The organism is Paractinoplanes maris, assembly GCF_023544465.1.
Lineage (GTDB): Bacteria > Actinomycetota > Actinomycetes > Mycobacteriales > Micromonosporaceae > Actinoplanes > Actinoplanes maris.
Map to the genome: position 1 here is coordinate 122,006 of NZ_JALPVL010000018.1, position 22,354 is coordinate 144,359.

Here is a 22,354-nt window from a genome sequence, read left to right on the forward strand (position 1 = left end):
TCGGAGGACCCTCATGCGACGCATCCGGATATTTACTTCTATCGCCGCCGCTTCCGTGCTGCTCCTGGCCGGCTGCGGCACGGCCGACCAGGACTCGGCCACCCCGGCCCCGGGCGGCAGCGGCAGGGCGCTGACCCCCATCAAGCTGCAGCTCCAGTGGTTCTACCAGGCCCAGTTCGCCGGTTACATCGCCGCCGTCGACCAGGGCTTCTACAAGGAGCAGGGCCTCGACGTGCAACTGCTCGAGGGCGGCGTCGACATCGTGCCGCAGACCGTGCTGGCCCAGGGCAAGGCCGACTACGCGGTCGCCTGGGTGCCCAAGGCCCTGGCCTCGCGCGAGCAGGGCGCCGGCATCACCGACGTCGGCCAGATCTTCGGCCGCTCCGGCACCTATCAGGTCGCCTGGAAGGACAGCGGCATCACCAAGGCAGCCGACCTCAAGGGCAAGAAGGTCGGCAACTGGGGCTTCGGCAACGAGTTCGAGCTGTTCGCCGGCATGACCAAGGCCGGTCTCGACCCGGGTAAGGACGTCACCCTGGTGCAGCAGCAGTTCGACATGCAGGCGCTGCTCAAGAAGGAGATCGACGCCGCCCAGGCGATGAGCTACAACGAGTACGCCCAGCTGCTCGAGGCCAAGAACCCGGCCACCGGCAAGCTCTACACCCCCGACGACTTCGCCATCATCGACTGGAAGGCCGAGGGCTCCTCGATGCTCCAGGACGCGGTGTGGGCGAACACCGAGAAGCTCAGCGACCCGGCCTACCAGCAGCAGACGGTGAAGTTCCTGACCGGCACGATCAAGGGCTGGGCGTTCTGCCGCGACAACGCCGAGAAGTGCCGCGACCTGGTCGTGGCCAAGGGCTCCAAGCTGGGCAAGAGCCACCAGCTGTGGCAGGTCAACGAGGTCAACAAGCTGATCTGGCCGGCCACCGGCGGCATCGGCGTGATCGACGACGCGGCCTGGAAGCAGACCGTGGACATCTCGATGACGACCAAGAACCAGACCGGCGACACGGTGCTGACCAAGGCGCCCGAGGGTCTGGCCTTCACCAACGACTACATCAACCAGGCGATCACCGCGGCCAAGGGGGCCGGAGTCGACGTCAACGGCACGTCGTTCCAGGCCGCCACCGTGACCCTCACCGAGGGCGGCGCCTGACCCCCGGCGCCTGAACCGCGGGCGCTGACCCGGGCGGCGCCTGACCGCGGGCGCCTGACCCGGGCGGCGCCGGACCGCCGGCCGCGCGGGTGGTTCCGTCAGATCGGGACCATCCGCGCGGCCAGGGCGACCGCCATCAGGTCGCCGCCGCGCAGCTTGCCGGCCGCGCCCACCGCGCCCAGGCTCTCGAGCCGCTGCGCCGTCGCCTCGACCAGCTCCTCGTCGCGGCCCAGCAACCGGCGGGCGATCTTGGCCTGCCAGGGGCTGAGGTCGGCGTAGGCGCACTGGTCGAGCGCTTTGATCGTGGCGGCGTCGAGGGTGCCCGCCAGGGCCCGCTCGGTGACCACGCCGAGCAGCCAGTCGGGCCACCAGCCGTACTTGCCGACGATCAGACCCGAGCGCACGGCCGCGGCCGGCGTCTGACCGGCCCCGATCAGACGCATCGCGAGGCCCATGTCGAACCGTTCGAGCCGCATGCCCTCGACGAAGATCTTGAGCAGCGGCATGGTGCCGATGAACTTCTCGGCGTCGGCGGCGGCGTCGGCGTAGCGGCCCCGCAGGACATCGAGCAGGGCGTACGCCTCGTGCAGGCCGTCCTCGTCGGCCGCCCGCTCCTTGAGCCGATGCACCGTCGCCTCGAGCCGGTCGACCGCTTGCCCGGCGCGTTCGCTGAGCTCGCTGCTGGCCGGGCGGTGCAGGTGCCGCACCATCACGTCGGCGGCCAGCTCGGCCTCGCGCCGCAGCAGCCGGGACGTGATCTTGGGCATGATGGCGTCGCTGAGCCCCTCGGTCACCGAGGCCACGTCGAACCGCTCGGTCGCGGTCAGAAACTGCGCCCACCACGACGCGGGGTGTCCGGCGGTCATGATCGCTCCTTTCGCTCCGGCAACCGGGGATTCAGCATTCCGGCCTTGACCAGGGTGCGGCTGAGCGGCCGGGTGAGCTCAGCCAGGCGTACGCAGTTGTCGGCACCGATCGCGTCGTAGGCCGGCCCGGCCAGCCGGTCGGTGGTCTCCTCGAGGTCGGCCCGCAGCGTCCGGCCGGCCTCGGTCAGACCCCCGTCGGCGTCGAGCAGGCCCCGGACCCGCAGCCCGTCGGCCGCCGCGGCCCACGCCTCGCGCGTCCAGCCCCGGCTGACCCGCAGGAACCGCTCGTCCGCCTCGCCCGACGCGACGTGCAACAGCAGCGCCTCGATCCCGCCGACGCCGGCGGTCACCAGAGCCGCGATGTGCCCGTCGCCGCGGAACTCGCGCAACAGCGTCTGCGCGTGCCAGAGCACCAGGTGCGGCTGGTCCGGCCAGGGCAGCTCGGCGTGCGCGGCGAACAGCGGCCGGCCCTGCGGCCAGGCGGTGGCCGCCTCGGCCGCCCGGCGGGCCAGCGCGGCCGCCTCGGCCACCTCGGGAGACGCGAGCGTGCCGGCGCCGAGCCCCCGGGTCAGGGCGGCGTCCACCGCGGACAGTCGCGCCTCGCTCATCGCCTCCGGCGTCGTGCTCTCCCACACCGCGGGCAGCGTGCGGGTGACCAGGGCGGGGTTGAAGTTGTAGAAGGTGGCGGTGACGACACCCGGACCGCACTCTCCGAACACGGCTCCGCGCGAGGCGAAATAGCCGTCCTGGGGCCCGACGCCGAGTTCGGCGTAGCGCTCGGTGGCCTCCGGGGCGAAATAGATCATGGCGTGCAGCGGCTCGGTCACGCGCCATGCCCGTCTCTGCGGTGACTCGCTCACTGAACTCTCCTCATCCGTTCCCGCCCCAAGGCAGTTCCTCGGCTACGGCAGTCTCGATCGGCGCGGCCGAGTGCGCCGGCGGCGGCCGGTCGGCCACGGTGTGCCAGGCGCCGGCCGTCCGGGCCGCGGCCCGGGTGACCATGTGCACCGGCAGCGGCGGCGGCGTGAACGGCCCCGCGCCCCAGCGCACCCAGATCGCCACCCGCCCGGCCGCCGCCTCGGCGAGCAACTTGTCGACCGTACGCGGCCGGTCGAGCCGGTCGACCTCGATCGCGATCGGCGGCCCGTCGGGACGCGCGCAGGCGACATCCAGCACCGAGTTGCCGCGCAACGGCGGCGGCAGCGGAACGACGCTGGGCGCCCGGCGGTAGACCCGCCAGCCCAAGCTCTCCCCCCACTCCACGATGGTGTCGATGACGCGGCCGGTGGCCTGGTCGTTGGTCAGGTCGGCGAAGTGCAGCGCCGCCAGCCGGTCGGCCAGGGACCGTGCCGTCCGGGTGCCGTCGTCCGCTGTGTCCATCGTCAAACCCTAAGCCCCGACCGCGGCCGGCTCGGCGCGCCGGGCCAGCATCTCGGTCATGCGCTCCGGGACCATCGGCCGGGCCAGGTGGAAGCCCTGGCCGAGCTGGTAGCCCAGCGCCCGCAGCCGGTCGGCCTGCTCCTGGCACTCGATGCCCTCGGCGACCACGTCCAGGCCGAGCGCCCCGGCCAGCTGGATCACCGCCCGCGCCACCGCCTGCCGCGTCTCGGCGGCCGGGGAGCCGGGCTCGTCCCACTCGATGCCGTCCACGAAGGACTTGTCGAGCTTGACGATCGACGCCGGGAAGGACCGCAACAGGCTGAGCGAGGACTCCCCCGTGCCGAAGTCGTCGAGAGCCAGGCGTACGCCCATCTCGTGCAGCTCGTGCAGGGTGCGCGAGACCTGCTTGCCGCGCAGCACGGCCGACTCGGTCAGCTCGAGCACCAGGCGGTCGGCCGGCAGGCCGGTCTCGGCCAGCACGGTCCGCACGTCGTGGGTGAAGTCCGGGTCGTGGAGCTGGCGCACCGAGACGTTGGGAGCGATCTTCTGCAGGGCGCCCGGGCCGAACTCGTCGAGCCAGGCGGCGGCCTGCCGGCACGCCTCGCGCAGCACGAAGCGGCCGAGCGGCACGATGAGCCCGGTGGCCTCGGCGGCCGGGATGAACTCGCCCGGTGGGAGCAGGCCGCGGGTCGGGTGCTGCCAGCGGACAAGCGCCTCGACCCCGACCACCCGACCGCTGCCGAGCGCGATGATCGGCTGGTAGTGGACGCGAAACTCGCCGGCGTCGAGGGCCCGGCGCAGGTCACCACCGATCCGGGCGTGGGCCAGGACGGGTTCCTCCATGTCGTCGTGGTAGCGCACCCGGTTGCCCTTGCCACGCTGCTTGGCCGAATACATGGCCAGGTCGGCCTGCCGGAGCAGCGTGTCCAGGTCGACGCCGGGGGTGGCGACGGCGATGCCGATGCTGGCGTGGGTGAGCAGGTGGTGGAGGCCGATCGGCTCGTCCAGGGCGCCGAGCAGGCGGTCGGCGACGGTTTCGCCCAGCGGGTCCGGGCCGGTCAGCAGGACGGCGAACTCGTCACCGCCGAGCCGGGCGGGCAGGCCGTGCGGGCCGGCCACGGTCCGCAGCATCGCGGCCACGGCCACCAGCAGCTCGTCGCCCACGTCGTGGCCGAGCGAGTCGTTGACCGTCTTGAAGTCGTCGAGGTCGACCAGCAGCACGGTCGCCTGGCCGGCCGCGACGGCCTCGGCGACCCGCTCGCGGAACAGCCCGCGGTTGGCCAGCCCGGTCAGGCCGTCGTGGGCACCGTCGTGCCGCAGCTGCTCCTCGGTGGCGTGCTTCTCCTCGAGCAGCCGGCGGTTCTCCCGGCTCGAGGCGAGCTGACGAATCGCGATCAGAGCGGTCAGCACGACGACGGCGACGACGACCACGCGGTCCTGCCAGGAGAGCTCGCCCCGCAGCACGCCGAGCATCGACAGGTCGATCGCCCCCATGGACAGGTAGGGCAGCCACACGTTGGCCCGGCCGGTCTTCGATCCGGCCGAGCTTCCCTGCTGGTGCACGGCCCCCGCGATGAGCAGGAAGGCGACCGGCATGACGACCGACTGCGCCAGCAGCGCGCCCTCGTCGCCGTAGAGCGACAGCACCGCGATGCCCGCCGAGACCAGCGCCGCCGCCGCGACCAGCCGCAGCGCCCGCCGGTCGACCGGACCGCCGCCGACGTACGAGACCTTGACGACCGCACCCAGGCCGACCAGCGAGGCCAGGCCGACCAGCACGAGCGACTGGGTGGTCCAGCGGTCGGCCGTGGTGGCCATCGGGACCAGGCCGAAGGTCCACATCACGCTGCCGCCGCCGACGAAGGCGATAGCCCGGTCGACGAGCTGCTTGCGGCGGGCCACCGAGCCCGAGACCCCCAGCGGCACCCGGACGACCGCCCACATCGCGAGCAGCAGGCCGATCCCGGCGGGCACCGCGGTGCCGTAGGACAGGTAGGGGAGCGCGGGCGAGGTCTGGAACGCGGCGACCGCGAACCAGGCGTAACCCAGGCTGATTCCCGAGGTTCCGGCCAGCAGGAGCCGCCAGAACCGGCGGGCGTCCGGCTCGAGCCGGGTGCCCCGCAGGAGGGCGGCGATCGACCACACCGCGGCCACCCCGGCGAGCGGGTTGAAGGCGTACGCGAGGGCGTCCGGGCCGATCCGGGTCAGGAACCAGAGGCCGCCGGTCAGCGTGACCACGACGGCAGCCAGAACGTACCGGAGGGGTGCGCGCTGGTCGTTGGTCACCTCGAGGGAATCGGCAGCGCCGCCCGCCATCGTAGGAATGCGCACTGCGACCTCCTTCACGGGCTCGACGGGCTTGGCGGCCTTCACCGGAAACGCTCCCGGCCGCGGGTGCGGGGAAGCAGGATGGACTGCATGGAACGCAGCCGGGAGGACGAGGTCCGCGGCCGTCTGGCCGACATCGCCGGCCCCGAGCCGGATCCGGCCGAGCGGGCGCTGATCGGCCGGTTGATCCGGTCGTTCCTCGGCAAGACGCCGGCCGGTGTCGACCGGCTGGCCGAGTTGCTGCGGGGCGGGGACGCCGCCGCGCTGCGCGAGCACGCCCACGCGCTGAAGGGGTCGGCTTCGAACATCGGCGCCGGCAGCCTGTCGGCCGTCTTCGCCGAGATCGAGCACGCGGCCCGGGACGGCCTGGTGCCCGACCCCGACGTGATGCTCGGCCGGGTCGCGGCCGAGCAGGCGCTGGTCCTGCCCGTGCTGGAGAGGATCGCGGCCGAGGGCGAGTGACTAGAAGCGGCGGGCCCCGGGGACAGCCAGGATCGGCTCGATGATCTCGATCATCCGGGCGAAGTTGTTGAGCCGGTCGAGCAGCAGCTCGGTGACCACCATGCCGCGGCCGATCAGCACCAGGCCGTTGGTGGCCACGATGTCCTCGGCGACGCGCATCCCCACCTCAAGGTCGACCACGCGCAGACCGCGGACCTTGTCCTTGACCTGGACGCAGCCCTTGACCTTGCGCAGCGCGGCCAGCACACGCAGGGCGCTGTGGTCCCGGCACTCGAGCACGGTGATCGCGCTCTCCTGCTCGAGTCCGCGGCTCTCCAGGGTCTCGAAGTCCATCGCGGTGCGCACCACGTCGACCGCGGTCTCGACCAGCGCGCTGGGGTGCGGCGGCGCGTTCAGGCTGAGCCCGCGGACGATCTCGATGACGTCGGACAGCATCGGGATGTTCTTGAGCAGCTGGACCGCGACGCCTGGCAGGGCGTCGACCATGGCCTGCTCGTCCTCGGTGCACGGCATGCCCTTGTCGAGCTTGGCCAGCACGGCCGGCGGCAGCGTGACCGCGCCCAGCTGGGAGGCCATGGCGGCCACCTCGATCTCCCACAGCGCGTCGAGCTGCAGCTCGTGGCAGAGCTCGGAGACCAGCGTGCGGATGCGGCCGGCCCGGGCGAACGCCGGCGGACTGGCCAGCTCGAGACAGCCGAACAGCGCCTGGAGGCTGGCCTTGAGCGTCTTGTCGAGCATCTCGCGGTCGGCGGTCGAGCGCCCGTGCCGGTCGACCGCGTCCCGTACGGTGGTGCGCAGCTCGTCGGTGGCCACCGGCTTGGCCAGGTAGCGGTAGATGCCGCCGTCGTTGATGGCGGCGATGGCCGAGTTCAGGTCGCTCTGCGCGGTGTGCAGCACGCGGGTCGTGTCCGGGTATTCGAGCTGGACGCGGCGCAGCAGTTCGACGCCGTCCATCTCGGGCATCCGCAGGTCACTGATCACCGCCGCCACCGGGCCGGCCTCGGCCAGCAGGCGCAGCGCCTCGGCGCCGCTCTCCGCCACGAGGACCTTGTGGTCGCGCCGCAGCTGCAGCGAGAGTGTCTCGAGGATGGCGCTCTCATCATCCACGAGCAGCACGGTCGGCCGTCCGGTCATTCTGTGTCCCCCGCGAACCGTCAAAGTGTCGTCCCTGTGCCCGGTTGATCGGACGATTGACGACGGCGACTAAGCGTTTTGAGCGCCGGCACCGATCGGCAACCGGATGAGCACCGTCGTGCCATGCGGCGGGTGACCGCTGAGGCGGATGGTGCCTCCGTGCAGCTGGACGATCGTGCGGGCCAGGCTCAGCCCGAGCCCCTTGCCGGTGATGCCCTGGTGGCGCACGTTGCTGGCGCGGTAGAAGCGGTCGAAGACCCGATCCCGCTCCTCGGCCGGGGTGCCGATCCCGTGGTCGGTGACGGTCATCTCGGCCAGGCCGGCCCGGTCGACCAGCAGCACCTCGACGTCGCCGCCGCGCGGGCTGTATTTGATCGCGTTGGCCAGCAGGTCGTCGACCACCTGACGCAACCGGCGGGCGTCGCCCTCCAGCCGCAGCGGCTTTCCGCGCTCGTGCACCAGGCGGACGCCGTTGGCCGCCGCGTCCGGGCGGGCCGCGGCCAGCGCGGCGGCGACGATCTCGGACAGGTCGACCGGCTCCGTCCGCATCGCCAGATGACCGGAGTCCAGGCCGGCCAGGTCGAGGAGGGTGTCGACCACCGCGCGCAGACTCGACGCGTTGCGGTGCACGGCGTCCACCATCGCCCGGCTCTCCTCGTCGAGCGCGGAGCCTTCGTCGCCGAGCATCGCCGCACTGGCCACGATCGAGGTGAGCGGCGTCCGCATCTCGTGGCTGACCAGCGCGATGAAGTCGTCCTTGGCCCGGGCCAGCTGCCGGGCCAGCGCCTCGGCCCGGCGCAGGGCGACGTAGAGCCCGATCCGGGCGGCGACGCCGTCGAGCAGCAGGGCGAGCAGGTCCTCGTACTGCTCGGGAGTGCTGCCGTAACAGGTGAGCACGCCGAGCACGGTGTCCGCGTCACGCACCGGGACGGCCAGCACCGTACGGATGCCGGCCCGCAGGCAAGCCGCGGCCCGCCGGCGTTCGAGCGGGCTGCGGAGCGTGGCCGAGTCGGCGATGTCCGGCACCCAGAGCGGTCGCCCGGTCGCCCAGACCCGCCCGGTGATGCCGATGCCCTTGATCGGCGCGAACGTGAGGGCGTCCTCCACGCCGCAGCCGGCCGCCGCGATCCACCGGCCGCCCAGGGCGAGCTCGTCGGAGTCCTCGTCGGTCAGCCACAGCTCGGTGGCCGACCAGCCCAGCGTGGTGCCCACCGCGGCCAGCACACCCGGGGCGGCCTCGACGGCACCGCCGGCCGACCGCAGCGCGCGCTCGACCGCGCGGTGGCACTCCTGGAAGCGCCCGGCCCGGCGCAGCCCGGTGAGCACGGCGCCGGCCGACGGGCGGGCCAGCTCGGCGAGCTCGGTCAGAATGCGGACCTGCTCCGCCGACCAGCAGCGGGCGCCCGGCTCGAGGACGGCGAGGGCGCCGACCGATCGCCCGGCGTCGTCGCACACCGGCACGGCCAGGAAGGAGGGGGCCTCGTCCCGCCGCACCGGCCGGCCCGACGAGACCGCCCAGCGGGCGACCTCGGCCTGGGGCGGTCCGTCACCCCCGGCCAGCAGCACGTTCTCGCGGTCGACCAGGGTGAGCTGCGCCTCGGGCGCCTGCAGCAGGCGTCCGGCCAGCTGCGCCAGCGCGCCCGGGGCAAGTGGGAGGGCCGGCGAGGAGTGTCTCGCCGCGAGGACCGCGTCGAGGCGGTGGTTCAGGCTGATACCGGCCACACGGCCGGGCAGCCGGAGTCGGCCCCGGAGTGCCCGTGTGCGCCGAGCTCGGTCAGCTCGTTGACAACCTCGCGCAGCTTGTCGTTGGGGCACGGCTTGAGCAGGACCACGCACACCCCGGCCTGGGTGGGCGCGCCGTCGCCCGGGTGCAGGTGACCGCTGAGCATGACGATCGGGGTGTCCCGCAGCTCGGCGTGCTCGCGGATCGCCCGGGTCAGCTCGAGGCCGTCCATCCGGGGCATCCCGAGGTCGGTCAGCACCACATCGGGGCGGTTGGCCACCGCCAGCTCGAACGCCCGCTGACCGTCGGGGGCATGCAGCACCGAGTAACCGGACCGCTTCAGCAGCCGGCTCAGGATCAGGGCGATGTCTTCGTCGTCCTCGGCGATCAGTACTACGGGCATGTTCGCTCCGCTGTTCGGGGCCACTGCTCCTACAGGTTCTCAATCCAGCATGAGCCCGGGAAGTCCGGGATGTGCCGGTTTCGCTTTATGGCTTGACAGCAACACCAACGAGGAAGGCCTTCCCCGCAGTGTCACTCTCGCACTGCCGGCCGGGCGCCGAGCACCACTCCCCGAACGACTGCACACCCGGCTCCGCCAGGTTCCAGTCGCCGAACAGCGCCGTCGTCTCGGCGACGTCGCGCGCGATCAAGGGGGCGGTGGCGTTGTTGTAGAGGCGTCGCACCTGCTCCACGCGGGGCGAGGGCCCCTTGCGGCAGGCGTGGGTCAGGGCCAGCAGGCTGCCGGCGGGCACGGCGGAGCGATAGGTGCCGAGAGCCTCGGTGAGCAGTGCGGTGTCGGGGATGAAATGGGCGACCGCCACCAGCAGCAGGCACAGCGGGCGGTCGAGATCGATCAGGTCCCGTACGGGACGGGCGGCCAGCACCTCCCCGGCGTCCAGCAGATCGGCGTAGAGCACGTCGGCCGCCGGGTCACCGGCGAGCTGCCGCCGGCCGTGCACGAAGGCCACCGGCTCGAGATCGACCCCGACCACCCGGCTGGCCGGGTTCAGCCGGCGCGCGACCTCGTAGGTGTTGCCGGTGGCCGGGATGCCGCAGCCCAGGTCGAGGAACTGGTCGACGCCGGCCTCGGTGGCCAGGCGCACCGCCTCGCTCAGGAACTGCCGGTTGAGCCGGACGATCGCCGGCAGGTCAGGCATCGCGCCCCGGGCGGCCGCCGCGGCCTGCCGGTCGGCCGCGAAGTTGTGCTTGCCACCCAGCAGGAAGTTGTAGATGCGGGCCTCGCTGGGCCGCTGCGGATCGACCTCGGGCAGCGTCGCCGCCTGCTCGCCCAGCACATTCATGGCCCGAGCGTAGGCAAAGCGCTCCGCGAGGCTCACTCGAATGGCTAACATGGTCCGGTTATGGGCGATACGTACGGATCGACCAGGACCGAGCCGGCCACGCTGGTCGACGCCATGGTGCGCTCTGCCCATGACGCGATCTGGACAGTCGGCCCGGACTTCAGCGTGCGCTCGTGGAACCCGGCCGCGGAAAAGCTGCTGGGATGGGCCGCCGAGGAGATCGTCGGGCGCGAGGCCGACCTGCTCGTGCCGCCCGACCGGCGGGGCGACCAGCGCGAGATGCTCACCCTGCTCGCCGCGGGGGCCCGGCTGGAGCGCTTCCGCACCCAGCGCCGCCACCGCGACGGCCACTGGGTGCTGGTCACCCTCTCGATGTCGCCGCTGCTCGACGGGGACGACCTGCTCGGGTTCACCGTCATCGCCCGCGCCGTCGGCCACCGCGAGCGGCTCGAGTCGAGCCTGCAGGCCCTGCTCGAGGCGGCGCCCGACGCCTTCGTCGGGGTCGGCGACGACGGCCGCATCGTGCTGGCCAACGTCCAGGCCGAGCAGCTCTTCGGCGAAACCCGCAACGGCCTGCTCGGCCGCCCGATCGACGAACTGCTGGACACCCCGCTGAGCGAGTCGCCCGACCCGGCCGCCGAGCCGGCCACGGCGCACCGGCTGGACGGCAGCACCGTGCCGGTCGAGGTGTCGATGAGCCCGCTGCCGACCGAGGAGGGGCGGCTGCGCTGCGCGGTGATCAGGGACATCACCGAGCGCGTCCGCGCCCAGGCCCGCGTGCGGCAGCTGCAGGCCGAGGCCGAGCGGGCCCGGGTCGAGGCCCAGCTCCAGCGAACCCAGCGGCTGGAGGGTCTGGGACAGCTGGCCGGCGGGGTGGCGCACGACTTCAACAACCTCATCGCGGTGATCGCCAACTACGCCACCTTCATCGAGGAGTCGGCCGCCGACGCCGGGCTGGCCGAGATCGCCGGCGACGCGGCCCAGATCACCAAGGCCGCCCAGCGCGGCGCCGACCTCACGCACCAGCTGCTCGCCTTCGCCCGGCGCGAGGTGGTCCGCCCGCGCCCGCTCAACCTCAACGACGTCGTCACCGACATCGAGCAGATGCTGCGCCGCTCGATCGGCGAGCACATCACCCTCTCGGTACGCCTGGCCGACGGTCTGCCGTCGGTCACCGCCGATCCCGGCCAGCTCGATCAGGTGCTGGTCAACCTGGCCGTCAACGCGCGCGACGCGATGCCCCGGGGCGGCCAGCTGAGCATCGAGAGCGAGCTCGTCGACGTCGACGGCGAATACGCCTCGGGTCGCCCGCACCTGCGCACCGGCCGATACGTCCGGCTGCGGGTGAGCGACACCGGCACCGGGATGCCGCCCGAGGTGATCGAGCGGGCGTTCGAGCCGTTCTACACGACCAAACCCGCCGGGCAGGGCACCGGGCTGGGTCTGGCCACCGTCTACGGCATCGTCACCGCGGCCGGCGGTGACCTGCACATCTATTCCGAGCAGGGCATGGGCACCACCTTCACGATCCTGCTGCCGACCACTGACGCCGCGCCGGCCCAGGTCGAGGAGCAGCCCGAGCCGGTGCCGCACGACGTCCGCACCGGCACGATCCTCGCTGTCGAGGACGAGCCGGCGCTGCGCGGTGTGCTGAACCGGATCCTGCGCGGCGCCGGCCACCAGGTGCTGGTGGCGGCGGACGGCCCGGCCGCGCTCGACCTGGCCGGCGCGCACGAGGGCACCATCGACGTGCTGCTGACCGACGTGGTGATGCCGCACATGCTCGGCCGCGAGCTGGCCGAGCGGTTCGCCGAGCTGCGGCCCGGCACCAAGGTGCTCTTCATGTCCGGATACGCCCGGCCGGTGCTGGCCTCGCAGGGCACCCTGGCCCCCGGCGTCACCCTGGTCGAGAAGCCGTTCAGCAAGAACCAGCTGCTGACCGCCCTGCAGCAGGTCATGGAAGGCTAGTTCAGCCGGCTCCCGGTGGCCGTGACGAAGTTGTCCAGCATGCGGGCCAGACCGTTCAGGGACTCCGCGGGCAGCACCTCGGCCGCCGCCCGCCGGAACGCCGCCTCCCCCAGCGCCGCCCGCAACCGGCTCAGGTCGGCCAGTTCCAGCGGGGCCTCCGGCATGCTCAGCGCCAGCTCGGTGGCCAGCGCCCGGCAGTGCAGCGTGACCGCGGCCGGAAGCCGGCCGGTGAGCGCGCAGACCAGCCCCAGGCGGTGCAGGCCGGATGCCATGGCGGCCCGGTTGCCCCGCTCGGCGTCGACGGCCAGGGCCTGCCGCAGGTGGCGCTCGATCGCCGCGGGGTCGTCCTCGCCGGCCAGCAGGCCGAGCCGTTCCCAACCGGCCAGGCCGGCCCGCTCCCCCAGCCGCTGGTCGACGGCCGGGCCGGACGGGTCGCCGGCGCGGTAGGCGTCCTGGCGCACCTCGAGCAGGTCGTGCACCAGCACGTCGTCGGCGATGGTGGCGACCGCCTCGGCCAGCGCCCGGCCGGCCGCCGCCTCCTCACCGCCGGCTTCGAGACCCGACACCCAGCGGGCCGGGTCGACCACACCGTTCTCGGCCAGGACGCGCTCGAGCCGATCGGCCAGACCGGCGAAGGTCGTGCCACCGTGGCCGATCAGCGTGTCGAGGTATTGCAGGGCCCGGGGGTTGCCGCCGCAGAACGCCCAGGCCCGGATCTGCTCGCCGGCCTCCAGGTCGGCCAGGCCGGGCAGCGACTTCATCAGCAGGCGGGCGTCACTGCCGGTCAGCGGGCCGAGATGCAGCTCGGCCAGGCGACGGTGGGCGTCGCCGGGCAGCGCGAACGGATAGCGGCTGGTCATCACCAGGCGCCGCGGCCCGGCCTCCCGGACCCAGGCGGTCAGGAACCCGGTCAGCCCGGCGTCGACCGGCTCGGCCCGGCCACCCCTGCCCGGCCGGGGCACGACCGCGAAATCGTCGACAACCAGGATGATCGGTTCCGTGATCGGACCGGCCTCACCGAGAGCGAGCACCAGCTCGGCAACGGTGGCCGCGCCCGGCACCCGGACCGTGCGGCTGCCCGGCCTCTCCCGCTCGAGCAGCGGCAACAGCTCCGCGACCAGGCGGCTCTTGCCGATGCCGGACATGCCGTGCACCACAAGTCCGGGAAGGCGCGCGGAGCCGAGCAGCTCACGCAGCTCGGCGTGGCGTCCCACGAACTCGCCCATCGACGACTCCCGTCGGAGCGCGGCCCGGGCGGGCCACGCATCACCGACGGTAAAACCCCGGCGCACGTCCGTCCATAACCGAACGTGCCTGGATCACTTCTCGGCGGGCTTCTCCTTGGCCTCGACCTTGTCCTCCGCGCTGTGCCGCTGGGCCGGGACGGCGTCGTCCTTGTCGTCGGCACCGTGCCGCGGGGCCGCGCCGTCCACGCCGAGGCCACCGTCGATGTCGCCGTTCACCTGGGGCTGGTCGACCCACAGGGCGCGCAGCTGGCCCTGCATGAACGTGGTCAGGCGGGAGCGGTACTCGCGGTCGAACTGCTCGAGCGCCTCGATCTGCTGCTGCAGCGACTCGCGCTTGGCGCCGAGGCTGCCCACCACGTCGTCGTAGCGCTGACGGGCCTGCAGGTTGAGGTGGTCGGCGTTGGCCTGGGCGTCGTCGCCGATCGAGCCGGCCTGCGCGCGGGCGTCGTTCACGATCTTCTCGGCGTTGCGCCGCGCCTCCTCGGTGCGGGCGTGCGAGTCGCGGGCGATCTGCTCGGCGGCGGCGCGGGCGTCGGACAGGATCTTTTCGGCCTCGCGGCGAACGTTGTGGGCGTGCACCTGCGCGTCCCGGGCCACCTGCTCGGCGGCCGCGAGAGCATCCGTACGGATCTTGTCAGCCTGGTGGTGGGCCCGGGCGACGTGCTCCTCGGCGGTGCGCTGCGCGAGCGTCAGCACCTGGAGGGCCTGGTTGCCGGGCTGGGCACCGGCCGGGCCGGCCTGCGGGGCGGTCGGCTGCTGGGCAGCCTGCTGAGCGGCCTGCGCCTGACCCTGCTGCGGGGCGACGAGGGCGTGTTCCGAGGTCTGGCTGTCCGGTGACGTCCCATTGAGCAGCACTTTGACACGATCCTTCATGCGGTTGTCGGACACTGGATAGACCTCCGTTGCTGCGAGCCCGGCTCGCGCCCATCTCGCACGGGGCTGGCGTGATCCGCGGGATGCTACCAAGCTGAACAGCGGATAAGCGAGAGCCGGCGACGCACTGTCGCGGCGGCCGGCCCGGGTCCCACTAGGCTGAGCGTATGGCCGACGACGACGTGGCCCACGTCGTACGCGAGATGCTGTCCGTCATTCCGGTCGGCTGCTCCTGGCTGCTGCCCGTGACCAGCGACGACGGGATGATCCGGGATTTCCGGGTGGCCGCGACCAGCGGGCGCGGCCAGGACATCTATCGCCGCGGCACGAGCCGGGTCGACGGGCTCCTCAGCGAGCTCTACCCGAGCATCGTCGGCGGCCCTCTCTGGCAGCTCTACCTGGGCGTTGTCACCAGCGGTGAGCCGGCCGAGCTACGCGATCTCCGGTACGACGAGAAAATGGCCGGCGTCGTCGCGCATTCACTCTTCGACGTGACCGTCCATCGGGTGCTCGGCGGGTTGCTGGTGTGGTGGCAGCGGCTCGACGAGGATCGCCGCCGGATGCGGAACACCGAGCTGCTGGGCAGCCTCGGCTGGTCCGAGTACGACCTGATCACCGGCGACGTCGTGTGGTCGCCCGGCATGTACCGGATCTGGGAGCGCGACCGCGAGGCCGGCCCGATGAGTCGCGGCGAGCAGGCCGCGGCGATGCTGGCCGAGGACCGCCGGCTCACTGAGGCGGCCTGGCAGACCCTCGACAGCGGAGCCCCCTCCGACGTGACCGTCCGGTTCCGGGTCGGCCCGGGGGTGAAACACCTGCGCGTGCTGTCGGACGTCGTCGGCGACGCCGGCGGCGTCCCCTTGAAGATCAACGCGGTGGTCCAGGACGTCACCGCGCGCGAGGATTCCCGTACGGTCATCGACCGCCTCCGCGACCAGCTGCACACCCGCGAGATGACCGCCCTGGCCGAGCACCGCCTGGCCGCCCAGCTCCAGCACCTGATCCAGCCGGTGCCGCGCGACCCGCTCCCCCTGCCCGGGTTGCGGGTGCTGGTCAACTACCGGCCGGCCGAGACCACGGTGCAGGTCGGCGGCGACTGGTATCACGCCGAGCGGCTGACCGACGGACGCGTGATGCTGGCCGTCGGCGACATGGCCGGGCACGGGCTGACCGCGGCCAACGGGATGGCCCACCTGCGGTTCGCGCTGATCGCGTGGCTGTCGATCGGTGTGCACGACCCGGCGCTGCTGCTGCGCCACCTCAACCGGCTGTGCGGGCAGCTGCGACTGACCGGGACGGCGGTGCTGAGCGTCTACGACCCGGCGACCCGCGAACTGTGCTGGGGCCGGGCCGGCCACGCGGCGCCGCTGCTGGCCCGCGACGGCGCGGCGGCCGCGTTCGCCCTGCCGGAGGGGCGCCTGCTGGGCGCGGACGACGAGACGGCGTACGAGATCTGCCGCCCCCGTCTGCGGCCGGGTGACCTGCTGCTGCTCTACACCGACGGCCTGGTCGAGCGGCGCGGTGGACCGACGCTGCTGCCCGAGGTGCTCGGCCGGCTGGCCGCCGCGTCGGCCCGGCCGGCGGCGATGGCCGAGCTGGTCGACGGCATCAACCGCCCCAGTCCCCACGACGACACCTGCACGCTGCTGGTCGAGGTGACGTCCTAGTCCGACCCGGCTCAGTTCGGCTCAGTTCGGATCAGTTCGGGGAATCCAGATCCAGGGCCAGGCGTACGCGGGTGCCGTCCCCGGCCGTGTCGACGCCCACTTCGTCGCAGATGCGCTCGACGATGGCCAGGCCGCGGCCGCGCAGGGCGTCGGCGGCGGGCATCGTGCGGCCCAGCGCGCGGATCGGGCCGCCGTCGATCACGTCGCACAGGATGCGGCCGCCCGAGGCATGCAGGCGGACGACCCCGCCGCCCGCGGTGTGCTGCAACGTATTGGTGGCCAGCTCGCTGACGGCCAGGGTGAGCAGCTCGGCGCGGTGCTCGGGCAGGCCGAGCTCGGCGGTGCGGCTGCGGACGAACTCACGGACCTTGGCGAGATCACCCGGTTCCTCGTACGCGATCTCCGCGTACGCCGGGTGGCTGTGCTCGCCGCTCATCCGCCCGCCGCTTCGCCGCTGACCGTGCCCAGCAGGGCCCCGACGCCGGTGATGTCGAGAACGTCGGCGACGGCGCCGCCCGCGTTGACCAGCGCGACCCGGCCGCCCCGGGCCTGGGCCTCGATGTGCGCCACGACCAGCCCGTGCACGCCGCTGGAGTCGAGGAAGTCGAGCTCGGTGAGGTCGACCACGACCAGGGGCGAGGCCTGAACGGCGGCGTCGAGCGCGGCGTGCAGCTCGTCGCGCACCGCGAGGTCGCACTCGCCGACGAGCGTCACCCGCAGATGACCGGCGCCCTCGTGGGTTCTCGCCTCGAAATTCGGCATTCACTCCCCTTGCGTGACGGGTCACATCATGACATCCACGGTCCCGGTTCCCAACGATGTCCGGCAGGAGGGCGAATCCGATCCCCGCCGCTGTGCGGTTCCACCCGTTTTGCGTAGTATCAAAACGTCAAATACGGCAATATCGGGCTAACGGGGATGAACCTTGAGGAATAGCCGTTTGTGGATGGTAACCGTCGCCGCAGCGGGTTTGCTGGCCTCCACCGGAGGCGCGGCCGACGCCTCGCCGGACTACGAACTGGCGTACTGGTCCATGAACGAGGAGCCCGGCGCGCGCACCATGCGCGACGTGAGCGGACACGGTTTCGACGGGCGGATCGGCCGGGAGGTCGCAGTCGGGCTCCGCTCGGGCGACCGCACCGCGTACGGCTTCGAACGCCTCGAACCGGACACCCCGCCGGCCCGGCCCGGCCACCTGGTCCTAGTCGACCACGACTCCCGGCTCGACCCCGGCGAGCGTGACTACGCGATCGAGATGCGGCTGCGCACCCGCGACCACTTCGGCAACATCGTGCAGAAGGGCCAGGCCACGGTGCGGGGCGGCAGCTTCAAGCTGCAGATCCCGAACGGGCGGGTGCAGTGCTGGTTCCGGGGCTCGCGGACCTCGCTGCTCGTCACCGCGCCCCGGCCCATCAACGACGGCCAGTGGCATCTCGTACGGTGTGAAAGAACCGGCGACGGGGTGAGCCTGGCCGTCGACGGGCGCGTCGTGGCCGAACGCTCCGGCTGGACCGGCCCGATCGAGAACTCGTGGCCGATCGCCATCGGCGGCAAAACGGACTGCGATCAAGTGGACGTGGGCTGCGACTACTTCGCCGGCGACATCGACTACATCGCCATCGACGTGGACAATCCCGGCTGGTGACGAGTTGACACCCGTCCCGATCCGGGCGAATGTTCCCTGGTGAGTGACGAGTGGCCGATTGCGGGAATCCTGCTGGCGGCGCGATACCGGCTGGTCACGCTCCTCGAGACGGGTGGCATGGCCCAGATCTGGCGGGCCGACGACGAGTTGCTGGCCCGCCCGGTCGCGGTCAAACTGCCCAACGGCATGCAGGTGGTGTGGCGCGAGGCCCGGATGGCGGCCAAGCTGCAACACCCCAACATCGCCGCGGTGCACGACTATCGCGAGGCGGTGCGGCCGGACGGGACGGTGGCGCCGTTCGTGGTGATGGAGCTGCTGGCCGGTGAGAGCGTGGCCGCGCGTCTCGACCGGGAACCGATCGAGCTGCCCGAGGCGGCCCGGATCGGCGCCGCGGTGGCCGACGCGCTGGCCGCGGCCCACGCCAACGGGGTCGTGCACCGCGACATCAAACCGGGCAACGTCATGCTCACCCCGACCGGCGTCAAGATCCTCGACTTCGGCATCAGCGCGACGGCGGGCGAGCCGGACGACGACGACACCGGCTCCACGTTCGGGACGCCGGCCTATGCGGCGCCCGAGCGGCTGGACGGCATGCCGGCCGAGCCGGCCACCGACGTGTACGGGCTGGGCGTGCTGCTCTTCGAGATGGTGACCGGCGACCCGCCCTATCCGGTCGACACCTGGGAGGAACTGGCGGCGGCCCGCGCGAAGGGCCCCGACGTGCTGCCGGAGGAGCTGCCGGAGGCGTTCCGCTCGCTGGTCGGCCGCTGCCTGGCCGAGGACCCGGCCGAGCGCCCCGGCGCCGACGAGATCCGCTTCGACCTCACCGCGCTGTGGCTCAAGCCCGACGTTTCCGCCACCGCCGCCGTCGCCTCCTCCGCCGCAGCCTTCCCCGCCACCGGCGCTGCCTCCCCCGACGCCGCTTCCCCCGCTGCCTTTCCCGCCACTGGCGCTGCCGCCTCCGCTGCTTCTCCCGCCACCGGCGCTGCCGCGTCCGCTGCCTTTCCCGCCACCGGCGCTGCGACCTCCCCCGCCACCGGATACGCCGGGGCCCGCGGGCCGGGCGGCGCCGGTTTCCCGCGCCGCGGCGACGCCGGTTTCCCGCGCCCCGGCGACGCCGGTTTCCCGCGCCGCGGCGACGCCGGGCAGCGACCCTCCGACGGGCGCCCGGGCTCGCACCCGGACAGCCGGCCCGTCCCCGGCCGCGATCGACCGCGGACCGGCACGACGGCGCCCCGGCCGCGCGACGGTGAGCGCCCCTACGCCACTGGGCGGGCACCGGCCGCGACCCTTGCCCTGACGCCCGCGCCGACGCGGCGGTGGGTGCTGGGCGTGGCCGTGGTGGCGCTGCTGGCCGCCATCGGCGGGGCGGTGCTGGCCATCAATTGGCCCCGGCAGGAGAACGAGGCCGCCCCCGAATTGCCACCGCCGGTGGCCGTCTCGAAGTCCCCGGTTCCGCTGCGCACCCTCGAGAGCAGCCCACCGACCACCCGGCCGACCTCACCGGCCCCGAAACCGACTCCGACCCTGGGCTTCGACGACGCCGTGGGCCGCTTCCGCAGCGCGGTCGAGGACGGCGACTTCCGCTCCGACATAGCCCTCGACCTGCTCAATCTGCTGCGACCTCTGACCAACGGCAACGGCGACAACGCCGGCGACCAGGTCGACGCGCTACGCCGCAAAATCAACGACCGAGCCGGCGAAGGCAGCGTGACCCCCGCCCAGGCGTCCCTCCTGCGCTCCCGCCTGGCCGACGTGGACCGCGCCGCCGGCACTTAGAAGTCCTGACCTGGCCGCCGGCGCCCACCCGCGTCGAACTCCTCGCCGGGTGGGCGCCCGCTCCGGCAAGGCGTCAGGAGCCGGCGAAGGTGTCAGCACCCAGGACGGCGAGCAGCGCGAGTTTGTCGTGGCTCTCGGTGCCGGGGGTGGCGGTGAAGATGAGCAACGATTGCCCCTGATCGGGGTCGAGCAGGGTCTGGCAGTACAGGTCGATGCGCCCGACCTCGGGGTGGACGAAACGTTTGGCGCTGCTCCACCGCAGTCCCACCTCCTGGTGGTTCCACAGCTCAGCGAACTCCTTGCTCCGGTGCTGCAGCTCGGCCACGAGCGAGGCAGCCGGCGACCCAGGACCCTGCGCGGCCGCTCCGGCGCGCAGAATCGCGACGTAGACACGGCTGTGCAAGTCGTGGTCGTCGCTCAGATACCGCTCGCGGGCGGTGGGGTCGGTGAACCACCTGTAGAGGGCACTGCGAGCCAGGCCGGTGTGCCGCGTCTCGTCGCCGAGCAGTGCCACCGCCGGCGGCGTCTGCCGCAGCGTCTCGCCGATCGGACCCACGATCTCGGCCGGGGTGTCCTGGAGCCGGTCCATGACGCGCAGCAGACCGGGACTGATGTGCGCATCGCGCAGGTGCCGTGGCTGCGACCGGTGTCCGCACAGCAGGAAAAGGTGGTCCCTCTCGTCCGGGGTCAGGCGCAGACCCCGGGCGATCGCAGCAGCCATCTGCTGGGACGGCTGAGAGCCACTGCCGCGTTCCAGCCGGGCCAGATAGTCGGCCGACATGTCGCACAGCTCGGCGACTTCCTCGCGGCGCAGCCCGGCAGTGCGCCGCCGAGCACCGCGGCGCAGCCCGACGTCCTCGGGCTGCAACGACTCCCGGCGGACACGCAGGAAGGCGGCCAGACCGTCACGGTCCAGTGTCATGTCCACCATCGGGCTCCCACCTTGAACGTCGTCGTGCCTGGACCTCATCGTCCGACAGCCGGAGACCGTTAGCCACGCCCTGCCGTTCAGCGGCTGAGCAGGTCCTTCATCCATCGCCACGGAGCCGCTTCTACTGGAGGCCGACAGACCGAGCACGTTTGCACCTGAGGAGTTCTCATGGCCACATGGACCGCGGACCAGTTGCCGGACATGGCCGGCACCACGGTGATGATCACCGGCGCCGGCGGCGGAATCGGGCTGGTCACGACCCGCGAATTGGCCCGCAGCGGCGCCCGGGTGGTGCTGGCCGTGCGCGACGTCGACAAGGCCCGCCGGGCCGTCGCCGGCATGCCGGGTGATCTCGATGTTCGGCGTCTCGACGTATCCGACCTCGACTCGGTGCGCGCGTTCGCGCAGTCGTACACCGGCGACATCGACGTCCTGATCAACAACGCCGGGGTGATGGACATCCCCGCGGCGCGTACCCCGCAGGGTTTGGACCTGCAGACCACGACCAACTACTTCGGGCCCTTCCTGCTCACCAACCTGCTGCTACCCCGGCTGACCGATCGCGTCGTGACGGTGTCCAGCCAGCTGCACCGCTTCGGCAAGCTGCACCTCGACGACCTCGACTGGCGCACCCGCAAGTACAACGGGCTGGCCGTCTACGAGTCGTCCAAGCTCGCCGTCGTTCTGTTCTCGCTGGAACTGCAACGCCGCCTGACCGCCGCGGGCAGCCCGATCCGCTCGATCGTCGCCCACCCCGGCGTAGCCCGGACCGGGCTGGTCAACCACTCGAAGCTGAACATCGTCAACCGGTTGCCGTTCCTGGTCCAGGACGTCGAGCACGGGGCGTTGCCACTGCTGTACGCGGCCACCCAGGACGTCCCCGGCAACGCCTACGTCGGCCCGGACGGTCTCTTCAGCTTCACGGGATACCCGGCCGTCCGCAAACCCAGCCGCGCCGGACAGGACTCGACCGTCGCCACGAAGTTGTGGCAGGCCACTGCGGCTCTCACCGGATCGGGCGGGTGAGGACGATCAGCTCCGGCCGGGGCCGTCAGGCCGGCCGGACAAGCGCTACGGGTCGAGGCAGCGCCCGTCCGGCAGGAGTCCTGCGTACCACTCGTGCCACTTCTCCACCGGCGGCGGCGTCACGTCGCCGAGCACGCAGACGTCGCCGACCCGCACGGCGTAGATCAACGCTCCCGCCACCGTGGGATCGGTTTCGCGCCCGAGCCGTACGACAGCATCGGAGTAGCCACCCGCGGCCAGGGACCGCCGCACAGCCGCGGCGTCCTGTTCCGTGGCCGCGAGCTCGCTCGTACCCGAGCAATGCCCGTCGGTGACCGGCTCGGCGCACCCGGCATCGCGGGCGTAACGGTGAATGGCCACCGCGGCTTCGTCGAGCTTCTCGTCCTGACCGATGGCCGGCGCACCCGCACGGCGATGACTGTCCTTCACCTCGACAGCGCAGTGCCCGTCGTCATTGAGCGGATCGGCGCACACCGCGGCCGACACCCGGCCGCGCGGCTGATCGTCATCGTCCCGCTCCGGACCACCACCGACGCCGCAGGAAGCCACGAGCGAAAGGACGGCCACCGACAGCGCCCGCATCGTCACCGGAATCACCCGGCGAAGCTACCTGATCTTGATCAGTTGGCCCTTACTACTCCTGGCCTGCCCACCCGCCCGGGGGTGTCGAAAACCGTATCGCTTTGTCAAGCAAACGGGCCCGGTTGTCCACAGGCAGATGCGCAACACCGACTCCAGCGGCAATCAGCCGTCGCGAGTTGTTGGAGCAGGACGAGCCGGTCGGACGTGAGGGCCGGACGGACTGCGGGGGCATGGACTCACGGGGCCGAACAGACCTGCGGGGTGGGATGGGCCTGCGGGG

Annotated in this window: 21 protein-coding genes; 7 read left to right on the forward strand and 14 right to left on the reverse strand. The window is 72.4% G+C overall.

Annotated elements, in window-relative coordinates:
* Nucleotides 1-13 precede the first annotated feature (13 nt).
* Nucleotides 14-1,159, forward strand: a complete 1,146-nt coding sequence (locus tag NAG42_RS41285) for an ABC transporter substrate-binding protein (RefSeq protein ID WP_250037984.1) — start codon at nt 14-16, stop codon at nt 1,157-1,159.
* 98 nt (nt 1,160-1,257) lie between these two features.
* Here the strand turns inward: NAG42_RS41285 and NAG42_RS41290 are convergent, their stop codons facing one another.
* Genes NAG42_RS41290 through NAG42_RS41305 form a run of 4 tightly spaced genes read right to left on the reverse strand, consistent with a single transcriptional unit; the run spans nt 1,258 to nt 5,736 of the window.
* Nucleotides 1,258-2,025, reverse strand: a complete 768-nt coding sequence (locus NAG42_RS41290; RefSeq protein WP_250037985.1) for a hypothetical protein — start codon at nt 2,023-2,025, stop codon at nt 1,258-1,260.
* Entirely contained in the window at nt 2,022-2,885 is an 864-nt protein-coding gene (locus NAG42_RS41295; RefSeq protein ID WP_438872520.1) for an SCO6745 family protein, read from the reverse strand. The genes NAG42_RS41290 and NAG42_RS41295 overlap by 4 nt, the downstream gene beginning before the upstream one ends.
* A 10-nt stretch (nt 2,886-2,895) precedes the next feature.
* Nucleotides 2,896-3,405 carry a hypothetical protein gene (locus tag NAG42_RS41300; protein WP_250037987.1) on the reverse strand — a complete coding sequence of 170 codons (510 nt, stop codon included), beginning with the start codon at nt 3,403-3,405 and terminating at the stop codon, nt 2,896-2,898.
* Between the two features lie 9 nt (nt 3,406-3,414).
* The gene (locus tag NAG42_RS41305) at nt 3,415-5,736 is read right to left on the reverse strand and encodes a putative bifunctional diguanylate cyclase/phosphodiesterase (RefSeq protein WP_250037988.1); all 2,322 of its coding nucleotides are present in this window, start codon (nt 5,734-5,736) and stop codon (nt 3,415-3,417) included.
* 87 nt (nt 5,737-5,823) lie between these two features.
* Between NAG42_RS41305 and NAG42_RS41310 the strand changes: the two genes are divergently transcribed.
* Entirely contained in the window at nt 5,824-6,195 is a 372-nt protein-coding gene (locus tag NAG42_RS41310; protein ID WP_250037989.1) for an Hpt domain-containing protein, read from the forward strand.
* On the opposite strand, the gene NAG42_RS41315 is transcribed toward NAG42_RS41310, so the two are convergent.
* The 4 genes from NAG42_RS41315 to NAG42_RS41335 form a co-directional block, all read right to left on the reverse strand.
* On the reverse strand, nt 6,196-7,329 hold the full coding sequence (locus NAG42_RS41315; protein ID WP_250037990.1) for a response regulator: 1,134 nt from the start codon (nt 7,327-7,329) through the stop codon (nt 6,196-6,198).
* Nucleotides 7,330-7,398: 69 nt separating this feature from the next.
* The gene (locus NAG42_RS44705; RefSeq protein ID WP_308201252.1) at nt 7,399-9,051 is read right to left on the reverse strand and encodes a sensor histidine kinase; all 1,653 of its coding nucleotides are present in this window, start codon (nt 9,049-9,051) and stop codon (nt 7,399-7,401) included.
* A complete protein-coding gene (locus tag NAG42_RS41330) occupies nt 9,033-9,455 on the reverse strand; it encodes a response regulator (protein WP_250037991.1) in 423 nt (140 codons plus the stop codon). The genes NAG42_RS44705 and NAG42_RS41330 overlap by 19 nt, the downstream gene beginning before the upstream one ends.
* 85 nt (nt 9,456-9,540) lie before the next feature.
* Nucleotides 9,541-10,356 (reverse strand): SAM-dependent methyltransferase, encoded by an 816-nt coding sequence (locus NAG42_RS41335; protein WP_250037992.1) that lies wholly within the window; start codon nt 10,354-10,356, stop codon nt 9,541-9,543.
* 60 nt (nt 10,357-10,416) lie between these two features.
* On the opposite strand from NAG42_RS41335, the gene NAG42_RS41340 reads away from it, so the two are divergent.
* Nucleotides 10,417-12,324, forward strand: coding sequence for a hybrid sensor histidine kinase/response regulator (locus NAG42_RS41340; protein WP_250037993.1), 1,908 nt, complete (start codon nt 10,417-10,419; stop codon nt 12,322-12,324).
* Here NAG42_RS41340 and NAG42_RS41345 read toward each other — a convergent pair.
* Together NAG42_RS41345 and NAG42_RS41350 are read right to left on the reverse strand one after the other, a co-directional pair.
* Nucleotides 12,321-13,550 (reverse strand): ATP-binding protein, encoded by a 1,230-nt coding sequence (locus NAG42_RS41345; RefSeq protein ID WP_250037994.1) that lies wholly within the window; start codon nt 13,548-13,550, stop codon nt 12,321-12,323. The two genes, NAG42_RS41340 and NAG42_RS41345, sit on opposite strands and share 4 nt — an antisense overlap.
* Nucleotides 13,551-13,643: 93 nt before the next feature.
* Nucleotides 13,644-14,426, reverse strand: coding sequence for a hypothetical protein (locus NAG42_RS41350; RefSeq protein ID WP_250037995.1), 783 nt, complete (start codon nt 14,424-14,426; stop codon nt 13,644-13,646).
* Nucleotides 14,427-14,611: 185 nt separating this feature from the next.
* Between NAG42_RS41350 and NAG42_RS41355 the strand changes: the two genes are divergently transcribed.
* The gene (locus NAG42_RS41355) at nt 14,612-16,111 is read left to right on the forward strand and encodes a PP2C family protein-serine/threonine phosphatase (RefSeq protein WP_250037996.1); all 1,500 of its coding nucleotides are present in this window, start codon (nt 14,612-14,614) and stop codon (nt 16,109-16,111) included.
* Between the two features lie 31 nt (nt 16,112-16,142).
* Here NAG42_RS41355 and NAG42_RS41360 read toward each other — a convergent pair whose 3' ends face one another.
* Both NAG42_RS41360 and NAG42_RS41365 read right to left on the reverse strand, forming a co-directional pair.
* On the reverse strand, nt 16,143-16,547 hold the full coding sequence (locus NAG42_RS41360; protein ID WP_250037997.1) for an ATP-binding protein: 405 nt from the start codon (nt 16,545-16,547) through the stop codon (nt 16,143-16,145).
* Nucleotides 16,544-16,873 (reverse strand): STAS domain-containing protein, encoded by a 330-nt coding sequence (locus NAG42_RS41365; RefSeq protein WP_250037998.1) that lies wholly within the window; start codon nt 16,871-16,873, stop codon nt 16,544-16,546. Before NAG42_RS41365 ends, NAG42_RS41360 begins: the two co-directional genes overlap by 4 nt.
* A 184-nt stretch (nt 16,874-17,057) precedes the next feature.
* Here NAG42_RS41365 and NAG42_RS41370 point away from each other — a divergent pair, with 184 nt between their 5' ends.
* On the forward strand, nt 17,058-17,756 hold the full coding sequence (locus NAG42_RS41370) for a laminin G domain-containing protein (RefSeq protein ID WP_250037999.1): 699 nt from the start codon (nt 17,058-17,060) through the stop codon (nt 17,754-17,756).
* Nucleotides 17,757-17,795: 39 nt separating this feature from the next.
* Nucleotides 17,796-19,535 (forward strand): serine/threonine-protein kinase, encoded by a 1,740-nt coding sequence (locus NAG42_RS44710; protein WP_308201253.1) that lies wholly within the window; start codon nt 17,796-17,798, stop codon nt 19,533-19,535.
* A gap of 73 nt (nt 19,536-19,608) precedes the next feature.
* Here NAG42_RS44710 and NAG42_RS41380 read toward each other — a convergent pair whose 3' ends face one another.
* A complete protein-coding gene (locus NAG42_RS41380; protein ID WP_308201254.1) occupies nt 19,609-20,466 on the reverse strand; it encodes a helix-turn-helix transcriptional regulator in 858 nt (285 codons plus the stop codon).
* A 168-nt stretch (nt 20,467-20,634) separates the two neighbouring features.
* Between NAG42_RS41380 and NAG42_RS41385 the strand changes: the two genes are divergently transcribed.
* The gene (locus NAG42_RS41385) at nt 20,635-21,492 is read left to right on the forward strand and encodes an SDR family NAD(P)-dependent oxidoreductase (protein WP_250038000.1); all 858 of its coding nucleotides are present in this window, start codon (nt 20,635-20,637) and stop codon (nt 21,490-21,492) included.
* Between the two features lie 45 nt (nt 21,493-21,537).
* Here NAG42_RS41385 and NAG42_RS41390 read toward each other — a convergent pair whose 3' ends face one another.
* Nucleotides 21,538-22,089 (reverse strand): hypothetical protein, encoded by a 552-nt coding sequence (locus NAG42_RS41390; RefSeq protein WP_250038001.1) that lies wholly within the window; start codon nt 22,087-22,089, stop codon nt 21,538-21,540.
* Nucleotides 22,090-22,354: the final 265 nt, after the last annotated feature.

Excerpts from the sequence above, each read along its gene's own strand:
- NAG42_RS41285 (WP_250037984.1), top strand. The coding sequence starts at position 14 with ATGCGACGCATCCGGATATTTACTTCTATCGCCGCCGCTTCCGTGCTG.
- NAG42_RS41290 (WP_250037985.1), bottom strand. The coding sequence starts at position 2,025 with ATGACCGCCGGACACCCCGCGTCGTGGTGGGCGCAGTTTCTGACCGCG.
- NAG42_RS41300 (WP_250037987.1), bottom strand. The coding sequence starts at position 3,405 with ATGGACACAGCGGACGACGGCACCCGGACGGCACGGTCCCTGGCCGAC.
- NAG42_RS41310 (WP_250037989.1), top strand. The coding sequence starts at position 5,824 with ATGGAACGCAGCCGGGAGGACGAGGTCCGCGGCCGTCTGGCCGACATC.
- NAG42_RS41315 (WP_250037990.1), bottom strand. The coding sequence starts at position 7,329 with ATGACCGGACGGCCGACCGTGCTGCTCGTGGATGATGAGAGCGCCATC.
- NAG42_RS41330 (WP_250037991.1), bottom strand. The coding sequence starts at position 9,455 with ATGCCCGTAGTACTGATCGCCGAGGACGACGAAGACATCGCCCTGATC.
- NAG42_RS41335 (WP_250037992.1), bottom strand. The coding sequence starts at position 10,356 with ATGAATGTGCTGGGCGAGCAGGCGGCGACGCTGCCCGAGGTCGATCCG.
- NAG42_RS41340 (WP_250037993.1), top strand. The coding sequence starts at position 10,417 with ATGGGCGATACGTACGGATCGACCAGGACCGAGCCGGCCACGCTGGTC.
- NAG42_RS41345 (WP_250037994.1), bottom strand. The coding sequence starts at position 13,550 with ATGGGCGAGTTCGTGGGACGCCACGCCGAGCTGCGTGAGCTGCTCGGC.
- NAG42_RS41355 (WP_250037996.1), top strand. The coding sequence starts at position 14,612 with ATGGCCGACGACGACGTGGCCCACGTCGTACGCGAGATGCTGTCCGTC.
- NAG42_RS41360 (WP_250037997.1), bottom strand. The coding sequence starts at position 16,547 with ATGAGCGGCGAGCACAGCCACCCGGCGTACGCGGAGATCGCGTACGAG.
- NAG42_RS41365 (WP_250037998.1), bottom strand. The coding sequence starts at position 16,873 with ATGCCGAATTTCGAGGCGAGAACCCACGAGGGCGCCGGTCATCTGCGG.
- NAG42_RS41370 (WP_250037999.1), top strand. The coding sequence starts at position 17,058 with ATGGTAACCGTCGCCGCAGCGGGTTTGCTGGCCTCCACCGGAGGCGCG.
- NAG42_RS41380 (WP_308201254.1), bottom strand. The coding sequence starts at position 20,466 with ATGGTGGACATGACACTGGACCGTGACGGTCTGGCCGCCTTCCTGCGT.
- NAG42_RS41385 (WP_250038000.1), top strand. The coding sequence starts at position 20,635 with ATGGCCACATGGACCGCGGACCAGTTGCCGGACATGGCCGGCACCACG.